Consider the following 26,076-nt stretch of genomic DNA (forward strand, 5'->3'; position numbering starts at 1 on the left):
TGCGGAGGGTGAGAGCAATGGGTTACAAATCGAATCCAGATGACCGTTCAGATAACGTGGAAAAGCTGCAGGATATGGTTCAGAATACAATCGAAAATATTGAAAAAGCACATGACTCACTGGCTATGGCAAATGAAAAAGACCGCAGGGAGATTGAAGAAAAGAACAAGCGCAGAGAAGATTCGATTGCTGCGATGAGATCTGAAATTCAGGATGAAGCACATGCCCGCGAAAGCGGATATGAAACAAAATAACAAGTGAGAACCGGCTTTTATGCCGGTTCTTTTTTTTTTAAGGCTCTGTTAAAGCATGGTGTTGATTTTTTGACACCTGTTGATTGGAGCGGAAGGCGTGAGACTCCTGCGGGAGCAGCGGGACAGGTGAGACCCCTTAGGCGCAAAGCGGCGAGGAGGCTCAAGCAGCCCGCCCCGCGGAAAGCGAACGGCTGCTAGCTGCAATCAACAGCTAAGTTTAACAGAGCTTTTTGTAAAAGAGTCCTTATAAAAGGAGGCTGAAGCAAAAATCAATAGATAAGTTAATTCTTTTTACTAAATAAACAATGTTCTAAAAGCACATTAATAAGGTGATCAAGGTACTTCTTTTGTTCAAGCGTTTTGGACATGATAAAATATATGGGGAGTTAAGACAGCAGCAGTTAGGAGAGAGAAAGATGTTTACATCAAAAACTGAAGTGGATGTTCGATATGCAGAAACAGATCAAATGGGAATCGTTTACCATGCCAACTACTTAGTTTGGATGGAAATAGGCAGAACAAAGCTTATAGAGGATTTGGGCTTTTCCTATGCCAGCATGGAAGAACAAGGCGTTCTTTCCCCTGTGATCGACTTGAATGTAGAATACAAAAAACCGTTAAAATATGGCCAAAAAGCTTCCATACATACGTGGGTACAGGAATATACCGGAGTTAAAGTGGTTTATGGATATGAAATGTACACACCAGCCGGAGAGCTTGCCATCAGAGCCGTCTCTTCCCATGTCTGCGTAAAAAAGGACACGTTTCGCCCCATCAATATTAAAAAAACCTTTCCAGACTGGGATGCTGCTTACAAAAATGCGTTAAGAAGTGAAGGCTAATGGCATTTGGAATAAAAAGAAGTGAACTGAAGCAATGGAAGGAAGCCGTTGATAAAGGCGATATCGCCTTTATAACTCATTTTTGGCATGATGAACGTTTTCCTTCCTCCCATTCGGTAACGAAAGCAGGCTGCAGCGATTTACAGAAGCTAGCAGCATGGGGGAAACAATTTGGGCTAAAGGCAGAATGGATCGATCGCCGAAGCGTCTACCATCATTTTGATTTAATGGGCGATAGGCAATTAATGATTCTCAAAAAGTATGGGATGGAAGAGATCATCAAAAAATTCAAACTCAGTGAACAAGCCGCAGATTAGTCTGCGGCTTGTTTGTAGTCAAAAATCGGTTCCTGACGATCTGGATCGAATTCCACGAGCAAATCGTTTCCATCGAAATACCACAAATCGCGTTCACTCACAAAAAAGTCAATACCCTCTGCTTCTATAGATGCACCTGCATCTTCCTTACCTTCCTTCGCTACACCAAGACTAAACCCTTTTTGAATGGTACTTGATCCTCCATAACGGACGAAGAACCGTACGGAGTCTCCAGCCTGTAAATGCAGTTCATCCTGGTACCATTTAGCAGCTTCTTCATTCACTTTAATTTTCATGCCAGCACTCCTTTATCCATGATTTCTTTATTATAAGCGAATGCAAGTGAGAAAGGCTAATCATTCAATCAAGGGATCTAAAGAAACAGTGATCTAAATAAACACAATTAAGAATTCTTTGATAAATTTTCTAAATAAATCATGTTCTAAATAATCAACAAATAAAAATAAAATCGGTAATAATCGGAGTGTGCTGTCAAAGCACGTTAGGTTTTGACTATATGTACAATAATTGTATAAGATTTGTACATAAAGTTGAGAAGGGAGGGCATTTCAAGATTATCCAGGAAAGCAAATAAAACAAAATTGAGGGAGAGATCAGGTTGAAAAAATTAGCGATGATGGCAATTGTATTCGTATTTGCATTAATGGGAAACGCAGCATTGGCTGCAGAATCAAAAGATGCAATGGTTCGAATCGTACATGCTTCCCCGGATGCTCCTGCTGTTGATGTAACAGTAGATGGGAAAACGGTTGTGGAGGGCGCTGAATTTAAAGCTGCCACAGACTTCATGGCTGTACCAGCAGGAGACCATAAAGTAGAAATTTACGCAGCAGGAACAGTAGAAGAGGGGAAACCCGTCATCTCAACTGATCTGACAGTTGAAGCAGGTAAAATGTATACAGCTGCCGCTATTAATACCCTTGATAATCTTGAACTGCAAGTCCTGAATGATGACACAATGGTATCAGAAAGAAAATCAAAAATCCGTGTAGGTCATTTTTCACCTGATGCACCGGCTGTTGATGTAGCGGTGAAGGACGGAGATGTACTTTTCCCAGGAGCTGAATTCAAAGGGGTTACTGAATATATGGAAGTAGATCCGGGAAGCTATGATCTTGAAGTAAGAGCAGCAGATTCCATGGATTCAGTCCTTGATCTGGCGGGAACTGAATTGAAGGAAAATATGACGTACACGATTCTTGCTGTCGGATTTCTTGAAAAAGATCCAGCACTTGATGCCATCGTCCTGGAAGATCCAATGATGCCGGCCGGAATGCCGAAAACTGGTATGGGAGGAACATCGGAAACTGCGCAATCCACTGCACCTTGGGCCATTTTTGCAGCAGCCGCGGGTTTAGGAGCTCTTATTATTTATGGTAAGAAAAAAAGCGCTCAGTAACATGATTCTTATTCTTTTCCTGGCTGGATGCAGCGGCGCTCAGGAAAAAGAAGGAATGCCTCAGCCAGTAAAAAGCATACCGATTGAAGTTAAATCTTTGAAGGCTTCCTCAAGCTCTCAAGCACCTGTTCGAAAGCTTGGGGAAGGCTTAACGCCTGAAACCTTATCGATTCCTGCACTGGGAATCAATACAAAGGTCGAGAAAGCCGGTCTCCTCAGCGATGGAACAATGGATGTTCCAAAGGATGATCAGAATACAGTATGGTATAAGCAGGGAGCTCGTCCTGGAGAAGCCGGTAATGCAGTCATTGCCGGCCATGTCGATAATAAAACGGGACCTGCCGTATTTTTCAATTTGAAAAAACTGAAAAGCGGAGATGAATTATCCGTTTTGGATGCAAAAAAGGAAAGACGGACGTTCGTTGTTGAAAAGGTTGAATCATACCCTTATGAACGTGCACCGATCCAATCCATATTCGGCCGGACGAATGAACCCAGACTCAATCTGATTACATGCACCGGAACGTATGACAAACGCAAAGAAACACATCTTGAACGGCTTGTTGTTTATACAAAACTTAAAAACAGCTAAACAAAACCTTCTTCCCGATGGAAGAAGGTTTTTCTTTTTCGTAATGGAAAAGATGATGGGAGGGAGAAGTTTTATAAAGTTTAAAAGCATTCTGCAAGCATGATCGGCAGCCACCGAATTTCATTTACTATAATAAGGGAATCTCGTATTTTGCAAGGCGCATAATCGGTAAACGCTGACGAAACGGATTAGCGATAGAATATTCTAAGCTTAGGCCTATAAAGTCCCTTTATGGGGCTTTTTCCTATTATTTACCCCTAAAGAGCATTTTGATCTTTTCACTAATTAAACCTCTAAATAAACTATGTTCTAAATAATCATAATAATTAGAAACAACACGTAATAACCGCATTAAACCTTAGTCTAAATCAGGCTACGCCTGAAGTCTTATACGAAAATATGGCCCTGGATCATTATGGGAAAACCGCTCGAAAGGTAAGCTAGATACATGAAGGGAGATGAAAAAAATGAAAAAAGCGGGATTGATAGCAGCTGCTTTCATAGCAGGTATGATACTGCTTGCCAATACAGGGCATATCATTGGTTTGGCTATAAGCGCAGCTATTCTGTACTTTGCATTTAAAGGATTTATGAAAACAGATTCAACTGGTAAGAAAATCCTCTGGGCCATAGTCGGTTTTATTGCTTTATGTGCATCGGCTTCTAATTTGCCGGCCATTATCGGCCTTGCTGCATTCTACGCATTAATCAAGATTGTAAAAAGCTTAAAAGGAACAAAGCAGGAACGTGAACACCGTTCAGATGATCCTTTTGTCAACTTTGAATCTCAATGGTCTGAAATCAATAAATCCAAATAAGAAGGGCTGGAAAACAAAATGTCTAATTTGTTCACAAGATTAAAAGATAGCATCACAGCTGATTTGCATGAGATCCTTGATCATAAAGAGGAGAAAAATCCGATTGCTATGCTCAACCAGTATTTAAGAGAATGCGAAAAAGAGACAGAAAAAGTAAGAGGTCTTGTTGAAAGACAATATAAGCTGAAAGACGAATTTCAAAGAGAGCTTCAGGAAGCGAGCAGAATGGCTGCTAAAAGGAAACATCAGGCTGAAGTGGCTGATCAGGCAGGCGAAACAGAGCTGAAACAATTTGCTGAAAAAGAATATGCGCAATATACAGACCGGGAGCACCGTTTATCCCAATCATTAAGTGAGGCATCTCTGCAGCTTGAACAGCTTGAACAAAGATATGAAGAAATGAAGCACAAGCTGAAGGATATGAATTTAAGAAGACTGGAATTAATGGGCAGGGAGAACAACGCAAGGGCTCAAGCGAAAATGAATAAAGTTCTGAAGTCTTCAGAAGAATCAATCGCATCATCCAGCCGGTTTGAAGAAATGGAACGATATATCGATCGCCTTGAATACCAGGTACAAACCAATTATTACAGAAGCACGATCGATGCAAAAACCGATGCTCTTGAAAAAGGATTAAACTTACAAAAAACGAATTCTCCATCCTGAATAATCGTGGTATCCTAAAAAGGCGCAGAATTGCGCCTTTTTCACAATAAGGAGGCGATCGCCATTTTTGACAAACTAAAAACCGAAACCATTAACTTATTCCTGCTTATCGGGATCGCCCTTTTAGTGCTGGAGTTCACATTTCATGATGGAGGATATGTCTTTTTTCTAGTCATCACCATTGGATGTATCTACTTCGGGCGGAAAAAAATGCCCCGTTCCAAAGGGAAATTTCTCTTCTGGTTTGGAATGATCTTTTTTACTTTGACTCTCCTTAATACCTTGGCTTTTAAATTTTTGATTTTGGCTATGCTCGGATATGCCATTTTCCAGTATGTACAGAGCCAGAAAAAACCTCAGATGATTAAGCCTGAGAGCGCAATCCGGCTTGATAAAGATCCAGTTGAAGGTATTGTCATGGAGAAGCCGCTTCTCAGTAATATTCTTTTTGGAAGGCAGCAGACACCGAAAGACATTTATGAATGGCAGGACATTAACATTCAAACGGGGATTGGCGACACCGTCATTGATTTATCCAATACGGTTCTCCCAAAAGAGGAGGCCGTCATATTTATCCGCGGTTTTATTGGAAATGTTCAAATTTATATCCCTTATGAATTAGAGGTTTCCCTGAAGCATTCTGTAATGGCAGGAGCGGTGAACGTTCTGGATTACAAAGAGTCCAGAAAGATGAATAAAACAATTTTTCTTGAAACAGAGGCTTATAAGGATGCGAAGGAAAAACTTAAGATTTGCACGTCTTTACTTGTTGGGGATATCGAGGTGAGACGCAAATGAGCACTCTGCTCCGGCACATTTTTTCAGGAGTCATTTTTTCCTTGATGCTGTTTATTGCCTTATTCAGTGTCTGGTTTATGAGGTTCCCTCCCGATAATTGGTCCAGCCTATGGGAAAGAGAAATTGGAGACCTTCCGTTTATCTTGTTCGCACTGCTGCTTTGCATATTAGTTGGTGCCTGCTATGGACTTTTTTCAGGGTTTGGTCTGAAAAGACAGCTGCACATGATGAACTTATATTTACAGGAACTTGAGAGCGGGAAACATACAAACGCCGAATTTGAGAAGCCTTCATTACCTGAGCTGCAGCAAATATGGGATGGGCTGGGCAGGCTGAACAAACAGCAAACTGAACAAATAAAAATTTTTCAAAAGTCTGCTAATGAAAAAGCTGTTGATCATGAAAAACAGGTACAGGCGATGGTTTCGCTTGAGCGCCAAAGACTGGCCAGAGAACTGCATGACTCCGTAAGCCAGCAGCTTTTTGCGGCATCCATGCTGATGTCGGCAATCAATGAGGGAGAAAGCAGTCCTGAAGTGACCCAGAAGCAAATGAAGCTGACAGAGCAAATGATTCATCAATCACAGCTTGAAATGAGGGCCTTGCTCCTGCATCTGCGTCCGGCCGCACTGAAGGGCAAAACCTTAGAAGAAGGAATTGAAGAGCTTCTTTCAGAGCTCATACATAAAGTCCCAATGACTGTGACGTGGAAACTGGAATCTTTTACACTCCCTAAAGGGGTGGAGGATCATTTATTCAGAATCCTGCAGGAGTCTGTTTCCAATACATTAAGGCATGCCAAAGCGGACCAGCTTGAGGTGCTGCTCATCAGCAGGGAGCAGATGGCCATCTTAAGGATAACCGATGACGGCATCGGCTTTAATGTAGAGCAGACAAAAACCGGCTCCTACGGTTTGCAGAATATAAAAGAACGGGCAGCAGAACTCGGGGGACTTGTGAAAATTATCAGTTTGCCGAACAAAGGAACACGCTTAGAAGTTAGAATTCCGCTGCTTGAACAGGAAACAGGAGGAGAGACATTGTGATACGCGTTTTATTTGCAGATGATCATGAAATGGTCAGAATTGGGGTTTCATCTTATTTAAATGCTCAGTCGGATATTGAAATTGTGGGAGAGGCGGAGGATGGGCTGCAAGCATACGAGCTTGCCCTCAAGCTGAAGCCTGACATTATACTAATGGATCTTGTTATGAAGGAAATGGACGGGATTGAAGCAACTCGTAAAATTATCGGAGATTGGCCTGAAGCAAAGGTAATCATCGTAACAAGCTTTCTGGATGATGAAAAAGTTTACCCCGCTCTTCAGGCTGGTGCTGCAAGCTATATGCTGAAAACCTCAAAGGCGAGCGAAATTGCGAGAGCCATCCGCGAAACCCATAAAGGCCAGTCCATCCTTGAACCGGAGGTAACCGGAAAAATGATGCAGAGAATGAGGCAGCCTCAAGATTCGCACCTTCATGATGGGCTGACAGCCAGAGAGATGGAGATTTTGCTCTTGATGGCTCAGGGAAAATCAAATCAGGAAATGGCGGATGAGTTATTCATTGCTTTGAAAACGGTAAAGGTCCATGTTAGCAATATCTTAAGCAAGCTGGAAGTCCATGATCGCACCCAGGCTGTCATTTACGCATTCAAAAACGAATTGATTCACTAACAAATGAGCCCGTTCACAAGGCTCATTTGATTGTTTTCAGAGGGGAGAGCACATGGTTTTCAATGGACCGGTTGAGCTTCGGATTCACATCCTTCAATATTTTCACCCGATACTTTTCCTTATCTTGATTGGTTACGATTGTGGGAATAAATTCAGGATTGCCTACACTTGCCTTTACAGATGTGCCTGAGGATGATTTAGTAAAAGGAATCTGTACAATTCCCCCGATATCTTTATATTCTCCCTGCTGACCGGACAGAAAGTTGCCTAATGAGTAAACAACAAGGGTTCGTCTCCCATTCTTACCCGCAATCCATTCCATTGGCTGCAGGACATGCGGATGGTGTCCAATGATGACATCTGTCCCCGCATCAGCCAGGATTGCAGCAATCCTCTCCTGATCCTCGTTCGGAAAACGCTGATATTCCATTCCCCAGTGTACGCTGACAATAACAAAATCAGATAAGGGTTTGATTTCTTTTATATCCCTTTTCATTTTTTCAACATCCATTAAATTAACAAGGAAGCGCTTTCCTGAAGGAACCGGAATTCCGTTTGTTCCATATGTATAGCCCAGAAATCCAAATTTAATTCCATTTTTATTAATCACCCTTGGAGTAAGGGAATCTCTTGTATTTTTATAGGCTCCAATATAGGTGAGCCCTTTTTTCTCATAGTATGTAATCGCATTATAGATGCCTCCAGGGCCTTTATCAAGTGTATGGTTGTTTGCCATATTCACGATATCGATCCCCGCATTTATTAAAGCATCTCCTGCTTCATAAGGCGAATTGAACGATGGGTAGGAGGACACTCCGATTGATGCACCGCCAAGTACTGATTCCTGATTGATAAAAGCGAGGTCCGCATCTTTAAAAAAGGAACGAATTTCTTGAAGCATCGGGTTAAAATTGTATTTATTTTGACCTGTAAGGGCATCTGTATAGACTTGGCTGTGAACAAGAAAATCACCAGCAGCAGAAAGGAGGGCTTCCGCTTTATAAGGTTTATAGGAGTTGGATAAATGATTGGAGGGGTGTTTCATAATGAGGCGCGTCTTCTCACTTTTTCGGTTTACTAACAAGAACGCAGATATCGTCAGGCAAACAACAATAATCAAGCAGGTCATTATGATTTTTTTCATGGCCTTTATTCCTTATCTTTAATGGATTGCTGAATCTTTGTCTTTTCATCATAGCGGAATATCGATGGAAATAAAAGAGCAGAAAAAAGCTGTCCTACTCAAGGACAGCTCTGGACTAGACTGCTTTTTTCCCAAAACGGACTTTAGGCTCTGTGCCATTACGGATTCTGCTAATGTTTGCCCGATGCCTGTAAATAACGAAAAAGGTCATAACGCATGTGATTGCAATCAGCCATACATCTCCAAGTACAACCGAAAAGACAACTGCATACACTCCTGAGAGCATAGAGGATAGGGACACATACTTAGTCAGCAGCAGAAGTATAAAGAAAAATGCGAGCATCGTGATAAAAAGAACAGGAGCGTAGAACAGCAGGACCCCGCCTGACGTCGCCACCGCTTTTCCGCCTTTAAATTTCGCGAACACAGGGAACATATGGCCTACAACTGCAAATATTCCGGCAAGCAGCGGGTGGAATTCACTTCCGAACCAAAGGGGAACGGATGCAGCAGCTGTTCCTTTTAAAATATCTGAGAGGGTCACAATCAATCCCGCTTTTACGCCCAGGGTTCTGAACGCATTGGTTCCCCCCAGATTCCCGCTCCCATGCTCCCGGATATCAATCCCGTATCCGGCTTTCCCAACTACGAGACCTGAAGGAATGGAACCAAGCAAATAAGCAATAATGATAATAAGCGCTATAATCATGAACGTCCGTACTCCTTTATTTCTAACTATAATTATCTATAGTTTATCATGACAGGAGATATTCAACTAGCATCCAGTTAAAATCTTCTTTACCTATAAATTTGCCTAAAGTCCGGAATCTTCTATACAATAAAAGAAAAGGAGTGAGCTGACATGATTGAAAATCCTTCAAGAGACGAGATTCGCAAGATATTAAAGACAAGCAAACGAATTGCAGTTGTAGGGCTTTCATCAGATCCTAATCGAACCTCCTATATGGTCAGCAAAGCGATGCAAGCAGCCGGCTATGAAATAATCCCGGTTAACCCTGCAATCGATGAAGCTCTTGGCGTAAAAGCGGTACCTGATCTAAAAAGCATTAAAGGACCGGTAGATATTGTGAATGTATTCCGAAGATCCGAATTTCTGCCAGACGCTGCGGAGGATTTTTTGAAGATTGATGCAAAGGTTTTCTGGTCCCAGCTTGGTGTTGCACATGAAGAAACTTATCATATGCTTAAAGAAAAAGGATATACGGTCATCATGGACCGCTGCATTAAAGTTGAACATGCGTTGACTAAATAAGAAAGTCCGGCCCTCCAATGGAGCGGCCTTCTTTCCATTCTTTTCTCAGATTCTTTCCCTATACCTGCATTCCGCCATTAAAGCTGCAGCAAATTCCCTCATAAAACTGATCCATTTTCTACACTTTTTCAAGAAAATTCACCGTTCCTGACAAATTTAGGTTTGCGAAATACAGCGGAAAAGATAAAATAGTGCTTGGACACATTCCTTTCATGTAAATTTTTCTAATTAATAAAGGGATGAAATAAAGCGATGATTCATGCTCAGCAGGGCATACCTTGTCTTAAGCGGGGATCATGCGATACAATATAGAAACACACGTTCTCGTAAAGAGAGAAAGATAGCGGATGGTTGAAAGGAGTACAAGTCTTTGGTTAAGCAGCAATTTGACTACAACGATGATGCTATACAAGTGCTGGAAGGGCTGGATGCAGTCAGAAAACGGCCGGGAATGTATATTGGAAGCACAGATAGCAGAGGGCTTCATCATCTTGTTTATGAAATCGTAGATAACTCAGTGGATGAGGCCTTAGCAGGCTTTGGGGATGAAATCACCGTCATCATCCACAAGGATAATAGCATATCCGTTAAAGATAAAGGACGGGGGATGCCTACCGGAATGCACAAAATGGGAAAACCCACTCCGGAGGTCATTTTAACGGTTCTTCATGCCGGCGGTAAGTTTGGCCAGGGAGGCTATAAAACGAGCGGCGGACTTCACGGTGTTGGAGCATCCGTTGTGAACGCTCTGTCTGAATGGCTGACTGTCACCATTTGCCGGGACGGTTTTATTTATGAACAGCGTTTTGAAAACGGCGGCAAGCCTGTCACTACCCTGGAGAAAAAGGGTAAAACGAATAAAACCGGTACAACGATCCACTTCAAGCCGGACCCGATTATATTCAGTGCAACCGTCTATAATTTTGAAACTCTAAGCGAACGCTTAAGAGAATCTGCCTTTTTGCTGAAAGGGTTTAAAATTCAGCTGAAGGATGAGCGGGATCAGCTGGAGGAAACGTACTTTTATGAAACCGGAATTGAAGCCTTTGTGGAATATCTGAATGAAGAGAAAGACTCGCTCAATCCGGTGGTGTCCTTTGAGGGATCTCAAAACGGAATCGAAGCAGAGTTTGCCTTCCAGTTTAACGATGGATACTCCGAAAATATTTTATCATTTGTCAACAATGTACGGACAAAAGACGGCGGCACACATGAAGCAGGAGCCAAGACTGCCATGACCCGGGCATTCAACGAGTATGCCAGAAAAGCAGGGCTCTTAAAAGAGAAGGATAAAAACCTTGAAGGATCTGACATCCGGGAAGGTTTATCCGCGATCGTTTCTGTCAGAATTCCAGAAGAGCTTTTGCAATTTGAAGGCCAAACAAAGGGCAAGCTTGGTACGAGCGAAGCAAGGTCAGCTGTTGACGCCATTGTTTCTGAGCATCTGGCCTATTTCTTTGAGGAAAACCCGGAAACGAGCACCCTGCTCGTCCGTAAATCCATTAAAGCTTACCAGGCAAGGGAAGCAGCCCGTAAAGCACGGGAAGAGGCAAGAAGCGGGAAGAAAAGAAAGCGTTCTGAAACAAATTTAAGCGGAAAACTGACACCAGCACAGTCCCGAAATCCGCAGAGGAATGAGCTTTACCTCGTGGAGGGGGATTCAGCCGGCGGCTCTGCGAAACAAGGACGAGACCGCAAGTTCCAGGCTGTTCTTCCTTTGAGAGGAAAAGTCATCAATACGGAAAAGGCGAAGCTTCAGGATATTTTTAAAAATGAAGAAATCAATACGATTATTCATGCCATTGGAGGCGGCGTCGGTGCCGAATTCATGGTTGAAGACATTAATTACGATAAAGTAGTCATCATGACAGATGCCGATACTGACGGAGCGCATATCCAAGTGCTTCTTCTCACCTTTTTCTACCGGTATATGAAACCGCTGATAGAAGCCGGGAAGGTTTTTATCGCGCTGCCTCCGCTTTACAAGGTGAGCAAAGGGACCGGCAGAAAAGAAATAGCTGAATATGCATGGTCAGATGAAGAGCTTAAAGTGGTTCAAAAGAAAGTTGGCCGGGGAACTATCATCCAGCGTTATAAAGGTCTTGGCGAAATGAACGCTGACCAGCTGTGGGAAACGACGATGAACCCTGAAACACGGACCCTCATCCGGGTGAGAATCGATGATGCAGCAAGAGCCGAGCGCCGTGTCACGACCTTAATGGGTGATAAAGTTGAACCGCGCAGAAAATGGATTGAGCGCAATGTAGCGTTTGGCCTGGAAGATGAAAGCAATATTTTGGAAAATGAAAATTTGTCGGTCGCAGAGGAGGATTAATCTATGGCGCAAACAGAAAAATTTCATGACTTGCCATTAGAAGAAGTATTAGGCGACCGTTTCGGACGTTACAGTAAATACATTATTCAGGACCGTGCCCTGCCGGATGCCAGGGATGGATTAAAGCCGGTCCAAAGAAGAATCCTTTATGCCATGTATGCAGAAGGTAACACCCAGGAAAAAGGCTTCAGAAAATCAGCTAAAACCGTCGGTAATGTCATCGGGAACTACCATCCGCATGGAGACTCCTCTGTTTATGAGGCTATGGTGCGGATGAGCCAGGACTGGAAAGTGCGCAACCTGCTTGTAGAGATGCATGGAAACAACGGAAGTGTGGACGGTGACCCGCCCGCAGCGATGCGTTATACGGAAGCCCGTCTTTCTGCAATCGCTTCTGAGCTTTTAAGAGACATTGACAAAGAAACGGTAGAATTTATTCCAAACTTTGATGATACAAGTGCAGAGCCTGTCGTTCTCCCTGCGAAATACCCGAACCTTCTTGTTAACGGTTCAACCGGAATTTCAGCTGGTTATGCAACGGAGATTCCACCTCATCATTTAGGAGAAGTCATAGATGGTGTCATCAAACGGATCGATCATCCGGACTGTACCGTTGACGATTTAATGGAAGTCGTTAAGGGGCCGGATTTTCCTACAGGCGGTATCATTCAGGGCATTGAGGGCATTAAAAAAGCCTATGAAACAGGAAAAGGCAAAATCATCATCCGCAGCAAAGCAGAAATAGAGAACCTAAAGGGCGGCCGGCAGCAAATTGTGATCACAGAAATCCCCTACGAGGTTAACAAAGCGAATCTTGTCAAGAAAATGGATGAATTCCGGATTGAACGGAAAGTGGAAGGCATCTCCGAGGTTCGCGATGAAACCGACCGTACGGGACTGCGTGTTGTGGTTGAACTCAAAAAAGATGCAAATGCAGCTGGCGTCCTGAACTATCTATATAAAAACAGCGACCTCCAAATCCCGTATAATTTTAATATGGTCGCAATAGCGGGACGCAGACCAACGCTCATGACGCTTCCTTCCATCCTGGATGCCTACATCACCCACCAGAAGGAAGTCATTACAAACCGGTCTGTGTATGAGCTGAGGAAAGCAAAAGAGCGCCATCACATCGTGGATGGCCTTATAAAGGCTCTTTCTATCCTGGATCAGGTCATTTCGGTTATCCGTGCCTCAACGGATAAAAAGAATGCAAAAGAAAATCTGATTTCTTCCTTCGGATTTACCGAGCCTCAGGCTGAAGCCATTGTAACCTTGCAGCTATACCGTCTGACCAATACAGACATTACCGCTCTAAGGGAAGAAGCGAGTGAGCTTGACCGCAAAATCCTTGAACTTGAAGGGATCTTGAATAATGAGAAAACATTATTCCAAGTAATCAAGAACGACTTGAAAAAACTGAAAAAAACCTATCAGGATGATCGCAGATCCATTATTGAAGCAGAAATTGAAGAGATTAAAATCAATCTTGAAGTGATGGTTGCGTCTGAAGATGTAATCGTAACCGTGACAAAGGATGGCTATATCAAGCGGACGAGCCAGCGTTCCTTCTCCGCTTCAAGCGGCCAGGAATTCGGCATGAAAGAAAAAGACAGGCTGATTTCCCAGCTGGAGATGAATACGAAGGATGTTCTGCTCCTCTTTACTAACAAAGGCAGCTACCTGTACTGTCCTGTTCATACTCTGCCTGATATCCGCTGGAAAGACATGGGTCAGCATATCGCCAATATCATACCGATTGACCGGAACGAATGCATTCTTAAGGCCATACCGGTTAAAGAATTCACGGAGCACCATTACTTGCTGTTCATCACGAAGAACGGCATGGTGAAAAGAACTGAGCTTACGGCTTATAAGGCGCAGCGTTATTCAAAACCGCTAGTTGCCCTCAACTTAAAAGAAGACGACGAGCTGATCGATCTGCACTTAACTGGTGGACAATCCGAATTATTCCTCACCACACACCTTGGATACGGTCTATGGTTTGGGGAAGAGGAAGTAAGTTTAGTAGGTGCGAGGGCAGCAGGAGTGAAAGGAATCAGCCTGAAGCCGGACGATTTCGTCATCAGCGGTCAGATCTTCGAGAAAAACACGGCTCCTTCCATACTGATTGTGACGCAAAGAGGCGCTGTAAAACGAATGGATCTGACTGCAGAATTTGAGCGGACTTCCCGGGCTAAGCGCGGCCTGATTATGCTTAGAGAGCTAAAAAAGAACCCTCATCGCCTGATGGGATCCTTCCTGACGAATAAAGATGTGATGATTTACCTGAAAACCGCAAAAGGACTTGTTGAGTCCGTGCGCTCCAGCTCTTACCGAAACAATGACCGCTACAGCAATGGTTCGTTTGCTGTGGATGAGCACGAAGCCGGCAATGTTACAGAAATTTGGACAAACGGCTGGATAACAGAATAGATACCGAATGCCTGAGAGACTGAATCTCAGGTTTTTCTTTTTGCTGAAGTTTTCTTCCTTGGCCGCAAGGGAATAAATGGAGAAGAACAATAGGGAGGGAACGATATGAATCGAATTCATGCGTGCGACAAAAACTCAAAAAACTGTGTTTCTACTTTTAATCAGGAGAAGCCTCAGCAAATTCGTCCGGCTTCATACATCCTATCAGAAGGAGAGGCCATGGCAATTATGAAGGACCTGTTAACGTCCATGGACCGGGTATCGGTAGAAGAAGAGGATACGGTATACATACGCTGCATTTTCCAGACAAAATGGCTAAGGTTTAAGGATGATGTAGAAATTTGGTTTGATTCGGAAAACAAAAAGGTTCATATCAAATCGTCATCGAGAATGGGGTATTCAGACTTTGGAGTGAATCGGAGGAGAGCGGAGCGGATTTTGCAGAGCTTTCAAGAAAAAGAAAAGCAGCACGTTTAACGTGCCGCTCTTCCTTTAAAGATTATTTGTCTGAAAATAGATTCATAAACGCGTGTATGATTTCGTTTCCTTGATAAAACAGCAGTGTAGCAGCTGTTAAGGAAAATCCGGAAACCATGATTGCTCTTAACCAGAACATTCGGTTTGCCCCCTTTACATAGATTTTTGCCTATGCATGAATGCGCGCGAATGTTCGAAAATAAGAAGATTGATAGAAGACAGCCATGAGAAAATATTGCAGCTGACTTTTCCTTTTTATTGTAAGGATCATTAGACTGGTCAGCAAAACAACTAGAGCAGCTAATAAGGAATAAGAATGAACCGGAAACGGTATAACCTTATTATGATCTGCAGCATGCAGGTCTGGCTCACTAATCTGAATGGATCCCTCTTCAATCATTTTATGTGAAGCTCCGTCACTATGGTGGAAGTGGACATTCGTCATGAGGAGTGCCGATAGGGTAAACATGAAAAGAATAACCGTATAACGAAACATGGCGTCCCATCACCTCCTAATATGGGTATTCTAGCATGATACAACAGGGTTGGAAAGAAAAAAATCTAGACAATGTTTATTCATTTGATATAATAAATCAGGTCGTGTTAGGTTTTCTAACATCAAAATTCATAATGGAGGCTTTATATGGATTTCATCAATGGATTATTTTATGGGTATCTTGATTTACTGTGGAGTAAATTATTAATTTATATGCTCATCATATTAGGAATATTTTTTACAATTCGTACAAAGTTTGTTCAATTTCGCCATTTTGGAGAAATGATTAAACTGCTTGGTGATAAAAACATGACTTCAGGCGAAGGTGGAAAAGGAGTTTCTTCTCTGCAGGCATTCTTTATAAGTGCGGCTTCGCGGGTAGGAACAGGAAACATTGCCGGTGTAGCTATTGCCATCGCATTAGGCGGTCCTGGAGCTGTTTTCTGGATGTGGCTTATAGCTTTAATTGGAATGGCAACTGCATTCGTTGAAAGCACGCTTGCTCAGGTTTATAAAGTGAAAGACGGGGATCAGTACCGTGGCGGTCCGGCCTACTACATGGAGAGGGCCCTTGGGCAGAGATGGATGGGCATTCTGTTTGCCATTTTGATTACACTCTGTTTTGGACTAATCTTTAATGCAGTCCAAGCGAATACAATCTCTCTTGCATTCGAATCCGCATTTAATGTAAATAAATCGGTTATGGCCGGTATATTGGTCATTATCACAGCGTTTATCATTTTTGGAGGACTGAAACGAATTGTGGCTGCGACTCAGCTGATCGTACCAGTGATGGCCGGTTTATATATATTAGTCGCGCTGTTCGTTGTTATCGTAAATATTACACAGGTGCCTGCAGTCATCGGTCATATTTTTTCTTCTGCATTTGGCTTAGACTCTGCAGCGGGCGGTGCTGTGGGTGCAGCAATGATGCAAGGAATTAAACGCGGGCTATTTTCCAACGAAGCAGGGATGGGGAGCGCACCCAATGCGGCAGCCACCGCACATGTATCCCATCCTGCAAAACAGGGCTTTATACAATCCCTTGGTGTATTTTTTGATACGATTATGGTCTGCAGTGCAACAGCATTCATGATTCTTCTTTATGATCTGACACCAAATGCGGACTTGGAAGGCATTCAGCTTACACAAGCAGCATTAAGCCATCATATTGGAGGATGGGCGCAGATTTTCGTTGCAGTCAGTATTTTCTTATTTGCTTACAGCTCGATTATAGGGAATTATTATTATGGTGAAACGAATATTGAATTCATGAATACAAACATGAGCTTGCTTTTGGTTTACAGAATAGCTGTTCTTATAATGGTCGTTTTTGGATCCGTTTCAGGCTTCCAGCTTGTATGGGATCTTGCTGATGTATTTATGGGCACGATGGCAATCGTTAACCTGGTAGCCATTACTCTGCTCGCTGGAATTGCGGTAAAAGTGATGAATCATTATCTGAAGCAACGCAGAGAAGGAATAGACCCGGTATTTACAGAAGACTCCGTGCCGGGCTTGAAAAACATTGAAGCATGGAATGAAAATCGACTGAATAAGTAAAGACTGAAGAGCGCTGTTATGATAAAACAGCGCTCTTTTAGTTTATCTTTCGCAAAAGAGTGGAAAAATGCTTTAGAATAAGCAGAAAGAGCGGGAAGAAAGAAGGTCACGGAATGTTTACGATCTCAGATCTGGTATATAAAGACATACTGTCCATCAGCCATATGAAAATGGAAGAAGGGAAGGTAACAAGCATTATCGGAGAAAGCGGAGCGGGAAAATCTACTCTGCTGAAAATGCTGAATATTCTTCTATCACCCGACAGCGGGAGAATTCAATATAAAAACAGTGACGTTAGTGAGGGAAACGCCATTACCCATCGAAGGGAAGTGGTCATGCTTGCCCAGCAGCCTGTTATTTTTGAAGGATCGGTTGAAGACAATCTGCAGATTGGCAGAATCTTTTCTGAAAAACTGCCCGTTTCAACGGATGCACTTAAAAATGTCTTAGCGCTTGTCAAACTGGATAAGGAACTGGATCAATCTGCTGAAGATTTATCAGGCGGAGAGAAGCAAAGGCTTGCGCTGGCTCGCGTGTATTTGATGGAACCTGAGTGCTTTCTGCTGGATGAGCCTACTTCCGCTTTGGATGAAGGCACCGAGGATGAAATAGTTCGGACGTTTCTAGAAGCCGTAAAAGGAAAGACGGTCATAATGGTCACCCATTCTAATGAAATCGCAGAGAAATACAGTGACTCCATCATCACATTAAAAAAGCAAAAAAGGGACAAGACAAATGAAGCATAACATGATAAATATCGACTTATGGAGACTCATTGCTGCGTACGGGTTTATTGTTCTGCTTCTTGCCATTGTTAAGAGAAGGGGAATCAGACGAGAGTGGAAAATTATTATAGCCACTACAAGAATGTCTGTGCAGCTAATTTTAGTAGGCTACATCCTTACATACATATTTGAAAAGCCAAATCCGTTTATATCTATTTTAATTGTTTTGATTATGGAAACCTTCGCTATTATTAATATCTACCGGCAAATCGATGAATACTTATCCAAAAAAATGAAAACAGTTATCGCCATTTCCATGTTTTCAGGATCCATTGCAAGCCTACTGTTCTTCAATTTTGTCGTGGTTCACTTTGAACCATGGTATGAACCGCGTTACTTCATTCCGATAGCGGGAATGATCATCGGAAACTCCATGACAGGAATTACATTAGGAGTAAAGAACATGACGGAAGGTATGAGGAAACAAAAGAATTATGTAGAAGGAGCGCTGATGCTCGGAGCTAAGCCTGAGGATGCTTCGAAATCGATTGTCAATTCTGCATTTGATTCCGCGATTTTGCCCACATTGAACAACATGCTCGGAATGGGAATTGTCTTTCTACCAGGCATGATGACTGGACAAATTCTTGCAGGTGCAAGTCCTCTTGTTGCTATTGAGTACCAAATTGTTGTTTTGTTAAGTATAACGGGCAGTACGGCACTGTGCGTGATCCTTTTCATCCACCTCGGAACAAAGCTGTTTTTTAACAAAAGAGCCCAGCTTGTTTACAAAGAGGACTAGAACCGGCAGGGACTCCGTCATATTTCTTTTTCAGAATAGAAAAAAACTTGATAAAAGAGAAAAAAACCTTTAAAATATACTGTTGCTAAGATAAACTGACCTCGAGCATTTATATCTTGCAAATATAAATAGACAGGTGATAATATATGTCAACCAAACCATACAGAGTATTGCTGTATTACAACTATGTAACGATAGAAGACCCTGAAGAGTTTGCTGCAAGCCATTTGGCATTCTGCAAGGAGCTGGAGCTTAAAGGCCGTATTCTTGTAGCAAATGAGGGAATCAACGGAACGGTTTCCGGCTCATTCGAGCAAACGGAAGCCTATATGAATGCAATGAAAAACGATGCCCGTTTTGCGGATATGGTTTTTAAAATCGATGAAGCCGATCAGCATGCATTCAAAAAGATGCACGTTCGCCCGAGAAAGGAATTGGTGACACTGCGTCTTGAGGATGATGTGAATCCTAAAGAAATTACCGGGAAGTATTACAGTCCTAAAGAGTTCCATGAGGCATTACAGCAGGAAGATACCATTGTTCTTGATGCACGAAACGATTATGAATATGATCTAGGACATTTTAGAGGCGCGATAAAGCCTGATATTCACGCTTTCCGTGAGCTTCCTGATTGGATTCGCGAAAATAAGGAGCTGCTGGAAGGCAAAAAAATTCTTACCTACTGCACAGGCGGAATTCGCTGTGAAAAGTTCTCCGGTTTTCTTTTGAAAGAAGGATTTGAGGATGTTGCCCAGCTTCACGGAGGAATTGTCACTTACGGTAAGGACGCTGAAGTTCAAGGTGATTTGTGGGATGGACAATGCTATGTTTTCGATGAACGCATCAGTGTTCCAGTTAACCGCAAAGAGCATGTCATCGTCGGCAAAGACTATTTTACAGGCGAACCATGTGAAAGATATACAAATTGTGCAAATCCTGTTTGCAACAAACAGATTTTAGCTTCAGAGGAAAATGAAGAAAAGCATTATCGCAGCTGCTCTGAAGAATGTCTCGTCCACCCAAGAAACCTTTATGTTGAAAAACATAACCTGAGTGAAGATGATATTCTCCGGAAACTGGAAGAGCTTAAGCAAGAGAATACTATGCCAGCGATGAGCTGAATAAAATAACAAAGCCTGCAGGAATTTTAAAAATTTCTGCAGGCTTTTTTCTCGAGGTAAGTAGAATTCATCTGATTATAGGAGATGAAAATATTCCCTCTTACAATCTAAGAAACAAGGGAGAGGAAGGAGAATGCTTAACGTCATTCAATTATATGAACGGCATAATGAAGATTATAGTTACGTGTTTTATACGATGAAAAGATCTGAGTATCAAATAAAAAAGACCAGCCAATTGCAATTGAAAGGGCTGGTCTTTTTGCCGGATTTGCACTTTTGAATCCTAAGATGCTGCTGAGATCTGGACGCTGTGCTTGATTCCAGCACATGCAATTCGGGATCCTGGGCATTGGATAAGGACAAAAGCAAAACATTTATAAACAGGCAAACTGCAGGTTTAAATTTTCATTTAGGGTTAGTGAGTTGGATACTAAGCGGAAAAACGTAAATTTCCTAAATGTCAAAATTGTCATTAAACTGGAAGAAGTGCCTGGAGGAAATTCAGAGTTTAAAGCGTCGCAGCGAGAAAATTTGTATTGATTCTAATTGATGGCTGCAGAACAATTCAAATGAAAATAAGCGGATAAATAGCAAAGAATCAAGCAAAACCAGATCCAATTAAAAACAGATTGTAAAATATAGATGGGTGAATGATATTAAACTGGATAATAAATTAGATGATAAATTTCGCTTCCGTCTCATTATCCTAAGTATACTTAGGTATTGAGACGGAAATTGATTTATTTTCAGAACTGACTAGAATATATATTATGTAAACCGCGAAAAAATATTTTTAAAAACACCAGGTTTCCCCCAGTGTTCATTTGAAGTCATTTTTAATCCTATTTTGAAAGGTAGCATCAGTTCTCAACCATTTCTGATATGTGTTTAGCTGAATACCTATTTCAGCACAAGTATCTTCAATAGATTGGTTTATCTTATATATTTCAGCAAATTGTTTTTTTCTTTCTAATACTGCTTTCTTGGTTCTTGAGAGTTTACGATCCTCTAGTTGTTCTTGGTTCAAAGATTGCTGCTGAAATAATTCATATTTTCTTTTTAAGTATAAATTTCTATTGCTGTAAATCCATTGGCCAAACATATAAATTGATCGTTTCCCTGAAATGATCACTCTAGAATAGCTCTTTTCGATTTCTTTAAGATATACATTAAAACCTTTATTCTGTAAAATTTTTAAGAGTGCTTGTAAATACTGCTGCGAACCCCCTACAAAACTTACTACGTTTTTTTCAGGATTTACATATCCATCCCCATCGAAATATCCCCTAATAAAATGGTTTAAATATTCATCTGGAATTTCAGGAAACACCGCCTCTGATGACTTGTTAGATGAAATCCCAAATAATTGAATGAGATCATCCTTCATAATTTTGCTGTTCAAATTTAGCATAAACACACCCGTTTGCTTATTTTGGTATAAGACTTGATCTGATTGCATTTCTTTTTTTATCTGCTCCAGTATCGTTTTATCTTTTTGAGCAAAGCTGACTGTTTGCTGCGCACTTGCAATAAAGCCATCTGCATAGAAAAATCCCAGTATGTAAGCCATGTTGTTAGACCATGTTTTGAAATAGTGTTCATTCAACTGGTATTTTCTGTGCCAATGCCCGAAAGGCCTTAAAGTCACGTTATGCTCTCTGAAAATCAGACGGACATAGCCTTGGGAAACGTTTGCTGCCTCTGCGATTTCTTTAGTACCCTTCCCTTCTTGATATTGTTTAATCATGTCTTCAATTTCCATCGTTCTCTTTCTGCCATTTCTGCGCTTTTTCTCATTTCCCATCGGCTATCATCTCCCAATAGTAAATACTTCCACCTCCTCATTATACGAACAAATGTTCTAAATATCTATCATTTTGCTTTGAATTGAAGTTCTCAGTTTTTCTGAATTCTTATTACATGATAAAAACGGATTTAAAAGGCAATCCCCCTTTAAATCCGTTTTTATTTCGCTGTGGACTATTGTTTTTCCGGCTTAAAATCGCATAGAAATGGACTCGGTCCGCCAACGCTGTACAGCTGCAAGTAATGCATAGCCCGGGTGCATGCGGTATAAAACAGTCTCCGCAGGCTCTCATCCCCATATACTTCCGCTGAAGCGTTATAAATAATAACCGCGTCAAATTCGATTCCTTTTGCCAAATACGCTGGTATCACGATAACGCCTTGCTCATAGTCCATCGACCCGCTCTTCATAAGCTTAATTCCATCTATCCCGCTCAAGGACTCGTATGCAGCTGCACTTTCCGCGGCAGATTTGCAAATAACCGCTATTGTGCTGCATTCTCGATTCCGCAATTCTGCAACTTTGGAAGCTATGGAGCGATGTAAATCGGATTGATTGGATACTTGGGTCAATTCCGGTTTCTCTCCATCGCGTTCAAAAGGAGTAATTTCTTCGCCGTTCGGTACGAGTGTGCGTGTAAATTCGACGATTGGTTTAGTGGATCTGTAGCTGCGCGTCAAATTGATCGCATACGTTTCATCGGGACCGTACAAGCCGTTAAGCGTTTGAAAGTCGGCCATTTCACTAGCATGGGCAAATATGGCCTGGTTAAAGTCACCGAGCACGGTCATTCTTGCTGAAGGAAATAACCTTTTTAAAAACTCAAACTGAAAAGGAGAATAATCCTGCGCCTCATCTACAATGACATGTTTAATCGAATTGTTCGTCTGAAAGCCGTGAATGAGCTCTTTCAATAGCAAATACGGAGTAGCATCTTCGTATAATAGTTTATTTTCATTCAGCATTTTTACTGTCAATTGGCAAATACCTGCCCATTCTTCTGGCGCTTCCCCGTCCATCCATTGGCTGATCTGGTTCGGTTCTGTAAAAAACTGCTTATAAATTTCCTTAATGTTAACGAAACGAAAAGCCTTAATCCGTTTTCGCAAAGGCTTTAATTTCTGACGGACAATTAAGCGGGCCAGCAATTTAGGCTCCATCTCATAATCATGAATGGACTCGCCTGCATAGCCGCGCTTTTTCGCTAAATAGGTATACGCCTTATGGTACTCCTCGTTGCTAAGCAGTTCGATTTCCTCCTGAACCCAAGGCTTCTTCTGTTCATGCTTCTCGGCTTCATCTATTTGCTTAATGAGCCAATCCTTCAATTTTTCAAGCCTGTTGTGAAAACGCAGCGACGAGTCGCTTGTATAAAACTTTTCTTCGATTTGTTTTGCAGTAATTAGCGGCTTTCCTCTGAAAATAATCCCTTTAAATATCATTCCTGATGACTCGAGCGACTCCCTGTATAATTGAATAGCCTCATAAAAATGGGCGGCAGCCTTAAAACGGATTCCCGATATCCTCGTTCTGTACAACGGGTCATCCGCTGCAGTCAATACGTATTCCAGCTGATCATAGGGGTTTTCTATTTGAAACTCACTTTCCAGACGGTGGTCCAAGTACTCCTGGAAGGTAGCCTGCTGCATATTCTCTTCCCCGAGCTCCGGCAATACATTCGATACATAGCTATTAAACATGGAGTTTGGTGAGAAAAGAATAATTTGATCGGCATTTAGCATTTCCCTATATTTATAAAGCAGGTAAGCAATCCTCTGCAGAGCAGCTGAAGTCTTACCGCTGCCTGCAGCGCCGTGTACGATAAGCATCCTCCCGCGATCATGCCGGATGATCCGGTTTTGCTCTTGTTGAATGGTAGCTACTATACTATGCATCTGTTTGTCAGTACCTTTACCGAGCACTTGCTGTAAAATCTCGTCACCAATCGTCAGACTTGTATCGAACATCGATTCAATCTTGCCGCCGCGAATGAGATATTGCCACTTTTTCTCAAGTAAGCCCATTATGTCGCCTCCAGGTGTAGCATACTTGGCAGGTCCTGGCGCGCAATCGTAGTAGACACTTGAGACGGGTGCCCTCCAGTCATAAATTAGGAAATGTTCTCCGCTTGTATCCGTGAGTGTAGAAATGCCGATATAAATTCGTTCCGCGCCTGATGTACCTTCTTCAATAAAATCAATTCGCCCGAAATATGGAATCTCCTTCATGCGCTGCAGCGAAGATAACCTTTTAGTTGCATGCTTGTGGGTGCTTTGGCTTACGGATAAAGCTTGCGCCTCTTGCCTCAAGCCGATAATGGTCTCGAGATAATCGTCAAACGTATCAAGATTTACTTTAATTTCATCCCAAAAGTGCTTGCGAATATCCACTACTTCCTTCCGGCGCCTCGAAGTTTCGCCCTCCAATCGATTCATTTGATCTGTTATGGTTTCCATTACACGGTTCACCCGTTCTTGCTCCTGGCGAATAGCCATATTCATACCAAACACTCCTTTTCTAAAAATAGGGGTTGACTGGAAAGTGAATTATAACGTATAATTATTATAGGGATAATATTAACTAAAATACATATAATCATATATCCCTCTAAATCTACCATAGTTTTTCATGTTTTTCAATGAATTTTACCGATCCTCGCTATGATGAATACATGACTTCTGCAGGCAGCGCGTATATACAAGATAACCAATTTTCAATAAAAAGCCTGATTTCTTTTGATTGACCTTAAGAAATCAGGCTTTTTTACGTTTGGCAGCGAAACTAACACCTCCCTTAAAGCATTGGGTTCAGTGACATACCATCGAGGCGCGCCTCGGGATCAAGTCCGGGTGTTGGTTCGTCGAGGAAAATGATTTGGGGATTTCCTATCAGTTCACTAGCCAAAATCCATTGAGGCAATTTCATCACTTTAACGAAATTGGAGTAGATATTATTTTTGAAGAAAAAGTTTCTGGAGCAACTAAGGATCGTGAGCAACTTCAAAAAATGTTAGAGTATTTACATGAGGGTGACATAATTTATGTTACAGACTTAACTCGGATCACTCGAAGTACGCAGGATTTATTTGAATTGATTGACTGCATAAGGGACAGAAAGGAAAATTTAAAATCTATAAAGGATACTTGGTTAGATTTATCAGAGGATAATCCATACAGCCAATTCTTAATTACGATAATGGCTGGTGTTAATCAATTAGAACGAGACCTTATTCGTATGAGTCAACGTGAAGGGATTGACCTGGCCAAGAAAGAAGGAAAGTTTAAAGGCCGATCAAAGAAGTATCATAAAAATCATGCAGGAATGAATTATGCGGTGAAGCTATATAAAGAAGGAAATATGACTGTAAATCCAATTTGTGAAATTACAAATGTGTCTAGGGCTTCTTTATATAAAAAGCTATCGGAAGGGAACAATTGATGGGTTACACCAAAAATCGGAAAATGTAGTAGAGTTCATTCGTTGTAGAGGTGGAATTATATGCCTAAAATTGACAATATATTAGCAATCCTATGGATGCTTAGTTCGGGTGAAAAAATTACTGCTCAACATATTTCAGAAAAATTAGAGATGAATATAAGAACTGTGTATCGTTATATTGATACACTTTCCACAAGTGGTGTACCTATAATTTCAGAACCAGGGCATAACGGCGGGTACACTTTATTGAACAATTTTATTGAAGCCCCTCTTTTTTTTGATCTTGAAGAGCAAACCTCACTTTATCATGCTGCTGTTTTTGCAGAAGAAGCCGGATATTATGGTGGTGAGGCACTAAATAGGGCTATTTCAAAGTTAAGCAATTATTCTAATCAAGAACAGGCAACACTGATAAACCAACATTTCAACAGTCTCGAAGTAATAAGTCGATTAAGCTCCCCTTCTTTGGAAACTTTCTTGAGGAAGCTGGAGCAGGCCGTAGCTGATGGATACACTGTAAAAATTATATACCTTAAAAGTGGCGAAGAGCAATCAAAGTATAGATTGGTTGATCCGTACAAAATTATTTATTGGAAAAATAAGTGGTATGTGATTGGATTTTGTCATCTTAGAAATGAAATCCGTAGTTTTAGAGTAGATCGAATTGAAAGTTTAATGCTAACCGAAAATAAGTTTAACCGGCCAGAAAATTTTTCAGCACGTGAGTTTTTTATAAAAAGCCTTCTTCCAACTAAAGACGATAAGGAAGGGATTATTTGTTTGGTTATTAATGGGGATAAAAGTGTATTGGCTGATATTTGCCAACATTGGTTTTTAGGACATTATTTACAAGAACGGACTTCAAATCAAGCAGTTTTTCTTCTTGAAAAAGATATGATACATACATATGTACCTTATTTACTTTTACCATACAATAAATCTATTAAAGTTATTGAACCAATAAGTCTAAAGAAAAGACTTATTGAAGTTCTATCGGAATTAATAAAATTTCATCAAGTATGAAAACTTCCCTGACGTTAACTGTCAGGGAAGTTTTATTATAATAGCTATATCAAG

27 protein-coding genes and 1 pseudogene are annotated in these 26,076 nt (G+C 41.5%); 20 read left to right on the forward strand and 8 right to left on the reverse strand.

Going from position 1 to position 26,076, the window contains the following annotated elements; genetic code table 11:
- The first annotated feature begins 17 nt into the window (after positions 1 to 17).
- From tlp to J9317_RS10120, 3 genes are all read left to right on the forward strand, one after another.
- Positions 18 to 254 carry a small acid-soluble spore protein Tlp gene (tlp, locus tag J9317_RS10110; RefSeq protein WP_211558289.1) on the forward strand — a complete coding sequence of 79 codons (237 nt, stop codon included), beginning with the start codon at positions 18 to 20 and terminating at the stop codon, positions 252 to 254.
- 416 nt (positions 255 to 670) lie between these two features.
- Complete coding sequence (locus J9317_RS10115; RefSeq protein WP_211558292.1) at positions 671 to 1,096, forward strand: YbgC/FadM family acyl-CoA thioesterase; 426 nt, start codon at positions 671 to 673, stop codon at positions 1,094 to 1,096.
- Positions 1,096 to 1,413 carry a hypothetical protein gene (locus J9317_RS10120; RefSeq protein WP_211558294.1) on the forward strand — a complete coding sequence of 106 codons (318 nt, stop codon included), beginning with the start codon at positions 1,096 to 1,098 and terminating at the stop codon, positions 1,411 to 1,413. The genes J9317_RS10115 and J9317_RS10120 overlap by 1 nt, the downstream gene beginning before the upstream one ends.
- Here J9317_RS10120 and J9317_RS10125 read toward each other — a convergent pair.
- A complete protein-coding gene (locus J9317_RS10125) occupies positions 1,410 to 1,709 on the reverse strand; it encodes a HesB/YadR/YfhF family protein (RefSeq protein ID WP_211558296.1) in 300 nt (99 codons plus the stop codon). The two genes, J9317_RS10120 and J9317_RS10125, sit on opposite strands and share 4 nt — an antisense overlap.
- A 323-nt stretch (positions 1,710 to 2,032) precedes the next feature.
- On the opposite strand from J9317_RS10125, the gene J9317_RS10130 reads away from it, so the two are divergent.
- From J9317_RS10130 to J9317_RS10160, 7 genes are all read left to right on the forward strand, one after another.
- The gene (locus tag J9317_RS10130; RefSeq protein WP_249292112.1) at positions 2,033 to 2,833 is read left to right on the forward strand and encodes a DUF4397 domain-containing protein; all 801 of its coding nucleotides are present in this window, start codon (positions 2,033 to 2,035) and stop codon (positions 2,831 to 2,833) included.
- Positions 2,808 to 3,425, forward strand: a complete 618-nt coding sequence (locus J9317_RS10135; protein WP_211558298.1) for a class F sortase — start codon at positions 2,808 to 2,810, stop codon at positions 3,423 to 3,425. Before J9317_RS10130 ends, J9317_RS10135 begins: the two co-directional genes overlap by 26 nt.
- Positions 3,426 to 3,892: 467 nt before the next feature.
- Entirely contained in the window at positions 3,893 to 4,243 is a 351-nt protein-coding gene (locus J9317_RS10140; protein WP_211558299.1) for a lmo0954 family membrane protein, read from the forward strand.
- 18 nt (positions 4,244 to 4,261) lie between these two features.
- Positions 4,262 to 4,909, forward strand: a complete 648-nt coding sequence (locus J9317_RS10145; RefSeq protein WP_211558300.1) for a PspA/IM30 family protein — start codon at positions 4,262 to 4,264, stop codon at positions 4,907 to 4,909.
- A 30-nt stretch (positions 4,910 to 4,939) separates the two neighbouring features.
- A complete protein-coding gene (gene liaF / locus J9317_RS10150) occupies positions 4,940 to 5,707 on the forward strand; it encodes a cell wall-active antibiotics response protein LiaF (RefSeq protein WP_249292113.1) in 768 nt (255 codons plus the stop codon).
- Complete coding sequence (locus J9317_RS10155) at positions 5,704 to 6,753, forward strand: sensor histidine kinase (RefSeq protein ID WP_211558301.1); 1,050 nt, start codon at positions 5,704 to 5,706, stop codon at positions 6,751 to 6,753. The genes liaF and J9317_RS10155 overlap by 4 nt, the downstream gene beginning before the upstream one ends.
- Positions 6,750 to 7,382: a response regulator transcription factor gene (locus J9317_RS10160; RefSeq protein WP_211558302.1), complete on the forward strand. Its 633-nt coding sequence runs from the start codon at positions 6,750 to 6,752 to the stop codon at positions 7,380 to 7,382. The genes J9317_RS10155 and J9317_RS10160 overlap by 4 nt, the downstream gene beginning before the upstream one ends.
- A 22-nt stretch (positions 7,383 to 7,404) precedes the next feature.
- Here the strand turns inward: J9317_RS10160 and J9317_RS10165 are convergent, their stop codons facing one another.
- Together J9317_RS10165 and plsY are read right to left on the reverse strand one after the other, a co-directional pair.
- The gene (locus J9317_RS10165) at positions 7,405 to 8,526 is read right to left on the reverse strand and encodes a CapA family protein (RefSeq protein WP_211558303.1); all 1,122 of its coding nucleotides are present in this window, start codon (positions 8,524 to 8,526) and stop codon (positions 7,405 to 7,407) included.
- A gap of 115 nt (positions 8,527 to 8,641) precedes the next feature.
- Positions 8,642 to 9,235 (reverse strand): glycerol-3-phosphate 1-O-acyltransferase PlsY, encoded by a 594-nt coding sequence (gene plsY, locus J9317_RS10170; RefSeq protein WP_211558304.1) that lies wholly within the window; start codon positions 9,233 to 9,235, stop codon positions 8,642 to 8,644.
- A gap of 153 nt (positions 9,236 to 9,388) precedes the next feature.
- Here plsY and J9317_RS10175 point away from each other — a divergent pair, with 153 nt between their 5' ends.
- From J9317_RS10175 to J9317_RS10190, 4 genes are all read left to right on the forward strand, one after another.
- Positions 9,389 to 9,799, forward strand: a complete 411-nt coding sequence (locus J9317_RS10175) for a CoA-binding protein (RefSeq protein WP_211558307.1) — start codon at positions 9,389 to 9,391, stop codon at positions 9,797 to 9,799.
- 370 nt (positions 9,800 to 10,169) lie between these two features.
- Complete coding sequence (gene parE / locus J9317_RS10180) at positions 10,170 to 12,134, forward strand: DNA topoisomerase IV subunit B (RefSeq protein WP_211558309.1); 1,965 nt, start codon at positions 10,170 to 10,172, stop codon at positions 12,132 to 12,134.
- A gap of 3 nt (positions 12,135 to 12,137) precedes the next feature.
- On the forward strand, positions 12,138 to 14,570 hold the full coding sequence (gene parC, locus J9317_RS10185; protein ID WP_211558310.1) for a DNA topoisomerase IV subunit A: 2,433 nt from the start codon (positions 12,138 to 12,140) through the stop codon (positions 14,568 to 14,570).
- A gap of 105 nt (positions 14,571 to 14,675) precedes the next feature.
- Positions 14,676 to 15,047, forward strand: coding sequence for a DUF1499 domain-containing protein (locus J9317_RS10190; protein WP_211558311.1), 372 nt, complete (start codon positions 14,676 to 14,678; stop codon positions 15,045 to 15,047).
- A gap of 169 nt (positions 15,048 to 15,216) precedes the next feature.
- Here J9317_RS10190 and J9317_RS10195 read toward each other — a convergent pair whose 3' ends face one another.
- Positions 15,217 to 15,543, reverse strand: a complete 327-nt coding sequence (locus J9317_RS10195; RefSeq protein ID WP_211558312.1) for a hypothetical protein — start codon at positions 15,541 to 15,543, stop codon at positions 15,217 to 15,219.
- Between the two features lie 147 nt (positions 15,544 to 15,690).
- Here J9317_RS10195 and J9317_RS10200 point away from each other — a divergent pair, with 147 nt between their 5' ends.
- The 4 genes from J9317_RS10200 to trhO all read left to right on the forward strand — a co-directional run bounded on the left by J9317_RS10200 (position 15,691) and on the right by trhO (position 19,754).
- Entirely contained in the window at positions 15,691 to 17,106 is a 1,416-nt protein-coding gene (locus tag J9317_RS10200) for an alanine/glycine:cation symporter family protein (protein ID WP_211558313.1), read from the forward strand.
- 113 nt (positions 17,107 to 17,219) lie between these two features.
- On the forward strand, positions 17,220 to 17,852 hold the full coding sequence (locus J9317_RS10205) for an ABC transporter ATP-binding protein (protein WP_211558314.1): 633 nt from the start codon (positions 17,220 to 17,222) through the stop codon (positions 17,850 to 17,852).
- The gene (locus J9317_RS10210) at positions 17,842 to 18,633 is read left to right on the forward strand and encodes an ABC transporter permease (protein WP_211558316.1); all 792 of its coding nucleotides are present in this window, start codon (positions 17,842 to 17,844) and stop codon (positions 18,631 to 18,633) included. The genes J9317_RS10205 and J9317_RS10210 overlap by 11 nt, the downstream gene beginning before the upstream one ends.
- 146 nt (positions 18,634 to 18,779) lie before the next feature.
- On the forward strand, positions 18,780 to 19,754 hold the full coding sequence (trhO, locus tag J9317_RS10215; RefSeq protein WP_211558318.1) for an oxygen-dependent tRNA uridine(34) hydroxylase TrhO: 975 nt from the start codon (positions 18,780 to 18,782) through the stop codon (positions 19,752 to 19,754).
- A 143-nt stretch (positions 19,755 to 19,897) separates the two neighbouring features.
- On the opposite strand, the gene J9317_RS10220 is transcribed toward trhO, so the two are convergent.
- The 4 genes and pseudogenes from J9317_RS10220 to J9317_RS20605 form a co-directional block, all read right to left on the reverse strand.
- Positions 19,898 to 20,083: a hypothetical protein gene (locus J9317_RS10220; RefSeq protein ID WP_211558320.1), complete on the reverse strand. Its 186-nt coding sequence runs from the start codon at positions 20,081 to 20,083 to the stop codon at positions 19,898 to 19,900.
- A 491-nt stretch (positions 20,084 to 20,574) separates the two neighbouring features.
- Positions 20,575 to 21,558 carry an LAGLIDADG family homing endonuclease gene (locus J9317_RS10225; protein ID WP_211558322.1) on the reverse strand — a complete coding sequence of 328 codons (984 nt, stop codon included), beginning with the start codon at positions 21,556 to 21,558 and terminating at the stop codon, positions 20,575 to 20,577.
- Between the two features lie 176 nt (positions 21,559 to 21,734).
- Positions 21,735 to 24,062 (reverse strand): RNA polymerase recycling motor HelD, encoded by a 2,328-nt coding sequence (gene helD / locus J9317_RS10230; protein ID WP_211558324.1) that lies wholly within the window; start codon positions 24,060 to 24,062, stop codon positions 21,735 to 21,737.
- A gap of 319 nt (positions 24,063 to 24,381) precedes the next feature.
- Positions 24,382 to 24,465: pseudogene (locus tag J9317_RS20605) on the reverse strand (ABC transporter ATP-binding protein); the annotation flags it as partial.
- On the opposite strand from J9317_RS20605, the gene J9317_RS10235 reads away from it, so the two are divergent.
- On the forward strand, positions 24,436 to 24,999 hold the full coding sequence (locus tag J9317_RS10235) for a recombinase family protein (RefSeq protein ID WP_211558325.1): 564 nt from the start codon (positions 24,436 to 24,438) through the stop codon (positions 24,997 to 24,999). The pseudogene J9317_RS20605 and the gene J9317_RS10235 sit on opposite strands and share 30 nt — an antisense overlap.
- A gap of 60 nt (positions 25,000 to 25,059) precedes the next feature.
- On the forward strand, positions 25,060 to 26,022 hold the full coding sequence (locus J9317_RS10240) for a helix-turn-helix transcriptional regulator (protein WP_211558326.1): 963 nt from the start codon (positions 25,060 to 25,062) through the stop codon (positions 26,020 to 26,022).
- The last annotated feature ends 54 nt before the right edge of the window (positions 26,023 to 26,076 follow it).

The sequence above is a fragment of the Metabacillus flavus genome (assembly GCF_018283675.1).
Classification (GTDB): domain Bacteria; phylum Bacillota; class Bacilli; order Bacillales; family Bacillaceae; genus Metabacillus_B; species Metabacillus_B flavus.